This window comes from Pseudoalteromonas sp. S1610 (genome assembly GCF_005887465.1).
GTDB classification, from domain to species: Bacteria; Pseudomonadota; Gammaproteobacteria; order Enterobacterales; family Alteromonadaceae; genus Pseudoalteromonas; species Pseudoalteromonas undina.
Genome location: NZ_PNDI01000011.1, coordinates 119,525 through 126,032, shown reverse-complemented (window position 1 = coordinate 126,032; position 6,508 = coordinate 119,525). Strand labels below are relative to the sequence as shown.

At 41.2% G+C, this 6,508-nt stretch carries 6 protein-coding genes; all 6 read right to left on the bottom strand.

The annotated features are described in order from the left end of the window. Positions 1–320: 320 nt before the first annotated feature. Entirely contained in the window at positions 321–1,199 is an 879-nt protein-coding gene (locus CWB77_RS07010; RefSeq protein ID WP_010389946.1) for a LysR family transcriptional regulator, read from the bottom strand. Positions 1,200–1,446: 247 nt separating this feature from the next. Next, complete coding sequence (locus CWB77_RS07005) at positions 1,447–2,103, bottom strand: 3-oxoacid CoA-transferase subunit B (protein ID WP_008114705.1); 657 nt, start codon at positions 2,101–2,103, stop codon at positions 1,447–1,449. Positions 2,104–2,118: 15 nt separating this feature from the next. Then, positions 2,119–2,817: a CoA transferase subunit A gene (locus CWB77_RS07000; RefSeq protein WP_008114703.1), complete on the bottom strand. Its 699-nt coding sequence runs from the start codon at positions 2,815–2,817 to the stop codon at positions 2,119–2,121. 28 nt (positions 2,818–2,845) lie between these two features. Beyond that, positions 2,846–3,745 carry a hydroxymethylglutaryl-CoA lyase gene (locus CWB77_RS06995; protein ID WP_138622056.1) on the bottom strand — a complete coding sequence of 300 codons (900 nt, stop codon included), beginning with the start codon at positions 3,743–3,745 and terminating at the stop codon, positions 2,846–2,848. A gap of 1 nt (position 3,746) precedes the next feature. Beyond that, positions 3,747–5,729: an acetyl/propionyl/methylcrotonyl-CoA carboxylase subunit alpha gene (locus CWB77_RS06990; protein WP_138622054.1), complete on the bottom strand. Its 1,983-nt coding sequence runs from the start codon at positions 5,727–5,729 to the stop codon at positions 3,747–3,749. An 8-nt stretch (positions 5,730–5,737) separates the two neighbouring features. After that, the gene (locus tag CWB77_RS06985; RefSeq protein ID WP_138622052.1) at positions 5,738–6,508 is read right to left on the bottom strand and encodes an enoyl-CoA hydratase/isomerase family protein; all 771 of its coding nucleotides are present in this window, start codon (positions 6,506–6,508) and stop codon (positions 5,738–5,740) included.

Below are 6,508 nucleotides of genomic sequence, written 5' to 3'. Positions count from 1 at the left end.
TCACACACAATAAAGATTCTTTTGTACTAGCTTGTTGTTACAAACTAATTAAATTTGGTTTCAGTAACGCGTTTTATTATTTTTGGTCGTTGCTGATTTGTTGAGTTAACTTTAGAGCTTTTACTCAATTTCGACAAGCGATAAAAACAAAACTAATAAGTGAAAAAATCTAATCTATAAATCCAGTCAACAGGGAGTTACTCAAGTGGTTGATAATGCTGATTATATTTTATTTTTTGAGATTTGCGTGAGACACGAAAAAAATATTTTAAAAAGGTCGTAAATAATAAAACGCCCATAAAAGGGCGTTTAATTAATAGTCACTTTGTTTGTCTGAAGGTGTTAATTACCCACTTGGCAAACAAGTCGAGCGGGTGGTTTGCTGTACTAGAGCCGTGTTGTACCAAGTAGTATTTATCTTTGGTGGTAAGGGGTTGTTCAAACAGTTTATAAAGCCATTGCTCATCCAGCCAGCTTTGGCTAATTGGCAGAGGAATAAGTGCAATGCCCATTCCTTGTTGCGCCGCTCTTGCTACACCAAACATACTATCTATTTGAATAATTTGTGTTGGTGAAAAGTCATCAATTCCAACTTTTTCTGCCCACTGATGCCAAGCCCAAGGGCGTGCTTTATGCACAATAAGCGGCACTTGATTAAGCGCTTGGCAATGATCGTTTTGCCATTGTTCAAGCAGTTTTTTATTACACGCTGGAATATATTCTAAATTAAATAACTCAGTAGCCAGTCCATCAAGCGGTTTACTTGAAGATAAAATTATAGATAAATCACTTTGGCGAGTCAGTTCTTTGCGCGTTTTGAGGGTATCCATGTGTAAATTAATATTAGGGTGCTCGCTGGTCCATTCACTGAGCTTAGGCATTAACAATTCACTGGCAAAAAATTCGGGCAGGGTAATGGTTAAGTTTACATTTTGTTGTAACTGACTAAATTCATTAATGGTGCTCTCTAGCATATTTATAATTGGATAAATTGCTTCAAAAAAGTTTTTACCTGCAGGCGTTAAACTAATAGAGCGAGTTTGTCTTTGAAATAAATCAATGCCTAGCTGCTCTTCTAGCTGTTTAATTTGGTGGCTTACAGCCGAGGGCGTTAAGTAAAGCTCTTTAGCAGCATGTTTAAAACTTAAGCTTTTTGCGGCAAAACAAAAAGAGCGAAGGCCGCGAATAGGTGTTTGCATGGTATCCAGTATAAAGTTATTTCAATCGCCTAGTAATAGGCAATAATTAAACCAAAAATAAAAGCTAACTATATCAGCAATTTATTTATTTTATTAGGTCGAATTCACCTAAGTGGTGCGTTAAGTTGTCACTATAGTGCAAAACATAAAAAATAGGCAAAAAAAATCCCTCTTACGAGGGATTTTGGGTAACTCAGCGCCATTGGCACTGGGAATGAGGTCGGTACAGAGTGAAATTATGAGTGGTTTAAAACACCATCTCAGGAATATCACCATTAACAAGCAATTTACCTGCCGTTTTGCTAATAATTTCATCAACTGATACGCCTGGTGCGCGTTCTAGTAAATGAAATGCGCCGTCTTTTACTTCTAGAACGGCTAAATCAGTAACTATTTTTTTAACACAGTTAACGCCCGTTAGCGGTAACGTACAGCTTTCTAATAACTTAGAGTCGCCGTGTTTACTGGCGTGGGTCATGGTAACAATAATGTTTTTTGCACCTGCGACTAAATCCATCGCTCCGCCCATGCCTTTAATTAATTTTTTAGGGATCATCCAAGAGGCTATAGAACCGTTTTGGTCTACCTCAAACGCGCCCAGAACGGTTAAGTCTACATGACCACCCCGTATCATGGCAAAACTATCTGCACTATTAAATATAGCTGCACCGGTAGCTGCCGTCACGGTTTCTTTACCCGCGTTGATCATATCCGCATCAACAGTGGCTTTAGTAGGGTATTCGCCCATGCCTAAAAGACCATTTTCGGACTGTAGCATAACTTCTATGCCATCGGGTACATAGTTTGCGACGAGTGTCGGAATACCAATGCCCAAATTAACATAAAACCCATCTTGTAACTCTTGAGCTACGCGCATTGCGACTTGTTCACGTGATAATGCCATTGTTAGTGCTCCTGCTTAATCTCGTGTGGTAACACGTTCAATGCGTTTTTCAAAGTTACCTTTTATAACGCGGTTAACAAAAATTCCTGGCGTATGTATTTGGCTTGGCTCAAGTTCGCCTGGCTCAACAATTTCCTCTACTTCTGCAACGGTAATTTTACCCGCAGTAGCCGCCATTGGATTGAAGTTCATGGCTGTATGACGAAATACTAAGTTGCCGTAGCGATCCGCTTTCCATGCTTTTACAATAGCGAATTCACCGGTAATTGACTCTTCTAAAATATAAGGGCGACCATTAAACTCTTTTACTTCTTTACCCTCAGCAACCGGTGTGCCGTAACCTGTGGCTGTGTAAAAAGCAGGTATTCCTGCACCACCAGCACGCATTTTTTCAGCAAGAGTACCTTGTGGCGTAAGTTCTACATCAATCTCGCCACTTAGTAGTTGCTGTTCAAACAAGGCATTTTCGCCAACGTATGAGGCGACCACTTTTTTAATTTGCTTGTCGTGCAGTAACAGCCCTAAACCAAAGTCATCAACACCACAGTTATTGGAAACAACGGTTAATTCTTTAGTTTGCATTTTTTTAATTTGGGCAATTAGACCCTCAGGGATACCACATAAGCCAAAACCACCGGCTATTATTGTATCGCCGTCTTTTAAACCTTCCATTGCAGCTTCATAACTAGAAACTACTTTATCAAAACCGGCCATGAGTCACTCCTCATTCTGTGCTATTTAATTATTGTGCGTGTAATGCTGCAGAAACCTTGCTAGCAGGTTGTTTGTTCAGTGCACTCGTAATTTGCCAACCTGCCTCAGCAAGCCTTTGTAAATCAATTCCATGCTCAATGCCAAGTCCTTGCAGTAAGTATACAACATCTTCGGTGGCAACATTTCCTGACGCGCCTTTGGCATATGGGCAGCCACCAAGGCCGGCAACAGCACTGTCAACCGTTGCTATACCAAGGTTTAGAGCAGCGTAAATATTTGTGAGCGCTTGCCCGTATGTGTCATGAAAATGTACAGCAAGTTTAGATTTATCAATATGTTTAAGTAGCAATGTAAGTAGCTCTATTACTTTAGCGGGTGTGCCAACACCTATGGTGTCACCTAGGCTAATTTCATAACATCCCATTTTTAAGAGTTTAGCAGCAACAGCCAGTACAGTATGAGGGTCAACATCTCCCTCATACGGGCAACCTAACACACAACTTACATAACCGCGCACGCGAATGTTATGCGCCTTTGTAAAAGCCATAACTTCACTAAAACGCGCCAAACTTTGCTCAATAGAGCAGTTAATATTTTTTTGGCAAAATGCTTCGCTCGCTGCGGTAAATATTGCAAATTCTTTAATACCTACAGCATGAGCTGCCTCTGCCCCTTTTAAATTAGGGGTAAGGGCACTGAGATTAACCTCAGGTAAATTAAGTGCGCTTATTACTTCACTAGAGTCTGCCATTTGTGGCACCCATTTAGGTGAGACAAACGCACCAGCTTCTATGTCTTTTATGCCTGCAGCGGCGAGTGCGTTAATAAGCGTTATTTTATCAGCAGTTTCTACAGCGGCTTCATTTTGAAGTCCATCTCTGGCGCCCACTTCAACAATGCGCACTGCTTTAGGTAATAATGAACTCATATTAAGCGGGTTCCTCTGCAGTTGTGTCTTCAACTATGGCCAGTAAAGCGCCATGGCTTACCAGTTCACCCTCAGCAAAACAGTAACTTTTTAATACGCCATCATGTGGGGCATTAAGCGTGTATTCCATTTTCATTGCTTCAATTATAACCACTGCATCGCCTTTAGTAATGGTGCTTCCCACCTCTAACAAGTGTTTAACTACAGTACCATTAAGTGGCGCAGCAAGGGGTAATGCCTCATTTTCATGTGAGCTGATGAAATGTTTATCAACACATTCAAACTTAGTTTGCAGTGCTTGGTTCATTACAGTAATGGCATTATCAACGTGGCTAACATGCGCAGTGTGTTTAGCGCCATTAATCGATACGTTGCAGTAGCCATTAGTTAACTCACCTTGCACTTCAAAGGTGTTGTCATTAATGGTCATGCTATAGCCCTGCGCGGTTTTTATTGCGTTTAAGGGGATATCGCTAAATGGAATGTTAACTTGTTGCGGCGCATTTAAACTAAACCCATGTAATTGTTGCCATGGATTTGCACTACTTGTATTACTACCAAGTGATGCTAAATACGCAAAACCTGCAATTAAGCGGCTAGTTTGTAATAAAGACGGGTCAATAGTAACTAATGCTTCACCTTGCTCTGCAATAAAGTGGGTGCTTGGAGCACCTTGTTTAAAGCGTGGATGAATCGCTAAATTGTATAAAAAGTTGATATTAGTGCTAAATCCGGCTAAATGAAATTGTGTTAATGCTTGTTGTAAACGCGAAAGTGCTTGGTCTCGGTTATCATCATGAACAATAAGTTTGGCAATCATTGGATCGTAATACGGGCTTATTTCATCACCTTGGGCAATACCAGTATCAATACGTACATATTCACTGTTAGCGGGCGTATATAGTGCCTCAATAGTGCCAGAGCACGGAATAAAGTCATTACTTGGATCTTCAGCGTAAATACGTGCTTCAAAGCTGTGGCCTTGTAGCTGAATATCTGCTTGCGCTAAAGGTAACGCTAAACCACTGGCTACATTAATTTGCCAATTAACTAAATCAACGCCGGTGACCATTTCACTCACTGGGTGCTCTACTTGCAAGCGAGTATTCATTTCCATGAAAAAGAACTCATCACCACAGAGTAAAAATTCCACAGTGCCAGCGCCTCGGTAGTCAATTGCTAGGGCACATCTTACCGCGGCTTCGCCCATTTCTTTTCGCAATGAGTCTGATAAACCGGGGGCAGGCGCTTCTTCAATCACTTTTTGATGCCGACGTTGCAATGAACAATCACGATCACCTAAATACACACAGTTGCCATAGTTATCAGCAAATACTTGTACTTCAACATGGCGTGGTTGGTCAACATAACGTTCAAGCAAAACCAGATCATTACCAAAACCAGCAATAGCTTCACGTTTAGCACCTTCTAATGCGCTTATAAACTCACTGGCTTTTGAAACTATACGCATGCCCTTACCACCGCCACCAAAGGCCGCTTTGATAAGCACAGGGTAGCCAATTTTTTCAGCCTCAGCTTGTAAAAAGCTAGGGTCTTGTCTATCGCCATAATAACCTGGCACCAAAGGAACATTAGCGGCTGCCATAATTTCTTTTGCACGGGTTTTAGAGCCCATAGCTTCTATGCTACTTGCTGGTGGCCCAATAAAGGCAATGTTATTGGCTTCACAAACATTAGCAAATTCGCTGTTTTCAGATAAAAATCCATAACCAGGATGAATGCAATCGGCGCCACTCATTTTGGCAACGTTAAGTATTTTATCTGCAACTAGGTATGAGTCTTTACTCGGCGCTGCACCAATATGGTAGGCTTCATCCGCCATTTTCACATGTTGAGCGTTTTTATCTGCATCTGAATAAACCGCAACTGTGGTCAAGCCCATTTGCTTTGCTGTTCGCATAATACGACAAGCAATCTCTCCGCGATTAGCAATCAGAATTTTTTGTAAGTGTACTGTGTTCATAATGCGTCCTAGAGTTGCCAGTGGGGAGGGCGTTTTTCAAAAAAGGCAGTTAGACCTTCTTGACCTTCGTCTGATACACGAATTTTGGCTATACGTTCTGCAGTGAGCGCAATTATTTCGTTATCGATTTCTTTGTTTGCCACATCATTAATTAGCGCTTTAGCTGCTTTAACCGCTACCGGGCCATTATCTATCAGCGTTTGTAGTAGGTTATCGAGTGCACAGTCTAAATTCCCTGTAATTTGGTGAACTAGCCCCAGCTGTTTAGCCGTATGCGCATCAAATAATTCAGCCGTTAAGAAGTAACGACGAGCAGCGCGCTCACCAATAGCTTTTATTACATAAGGGCTTATAACAGCAGGAATTAAACCTAATTTAACTTCACTTAAACAAAATTGAGCGTCGTCTTTACTGAGCGCAATATCACAGCAAGCAATTAATCCCAATGCGCCACCAAATGCAGCACCTTGTACCGCACAAATAGTAGGGTGTGGGCTTTGTGCTAATACTTGCATTAGCTTCGCCAGCTGCATTGAATCGGCCAAATTATCGTTATAGTTGTTATCTGCCATCGATTTCATCCAGGCTAAATCGGCACCGGCTGAAAAGTGTTTACCCTCAGTTTTTAAAACTAGGGCACGAATATCGAGCGTATTAGCATGTTCAATACATTGAATAAGCTCATTGATAACGTCGCTATTAAAGGCATTGCGTTTTTCTGGGCGACTTAAAACAAGTACAGCCACATTAGATTTTGTTATTTGTAGTGTTACTGACAT

Coding starts and splice junctions, on each gene's coding strand:
- CWB77_RS07010 (WP_010389946.1), bottom strand. CDS start 1,199: ATGCAAACACCTATTCGCGGCCTTCGCTCTTTTTGTTTTGCCGCAAAA.
- CWB77_RS07005 (WP_008114705.1), bottom strand. CDS start 2,103: ATGGCATTATCACGTGAACAAGTCGCAATGCGCGTAGCTCAAGAGTTA.
- CWB77_RS07000 (WP_008114703.1), bottom strand. CDS start 2,817: ATGGCCGGTTTTGATAAAGTAGTTTCTAGTTATGAAGCTGCAATGGAA.
- CWB77_RS06995 (WP_138622056.1), bottom strand. CDS start 3,745: ATGAGTTCATTATTACCTAAAGCAGTGCGCATTGTTGAAGTGGGCGCC.
- CWB77_RS06990 (WP_138622054.1), bottom strand. CDS start 5,729: ATGAACACAGTACACTTACAAAAAATTCTGATTGCTAATCGCGGAGAG.
- CWB77_RS06985 (WP_138622052.1), bottom strand. CDS start 6,508: ATGTCAGTAACACTACAAATAACAAAATCTAATGTGGCTGTACTTGTT.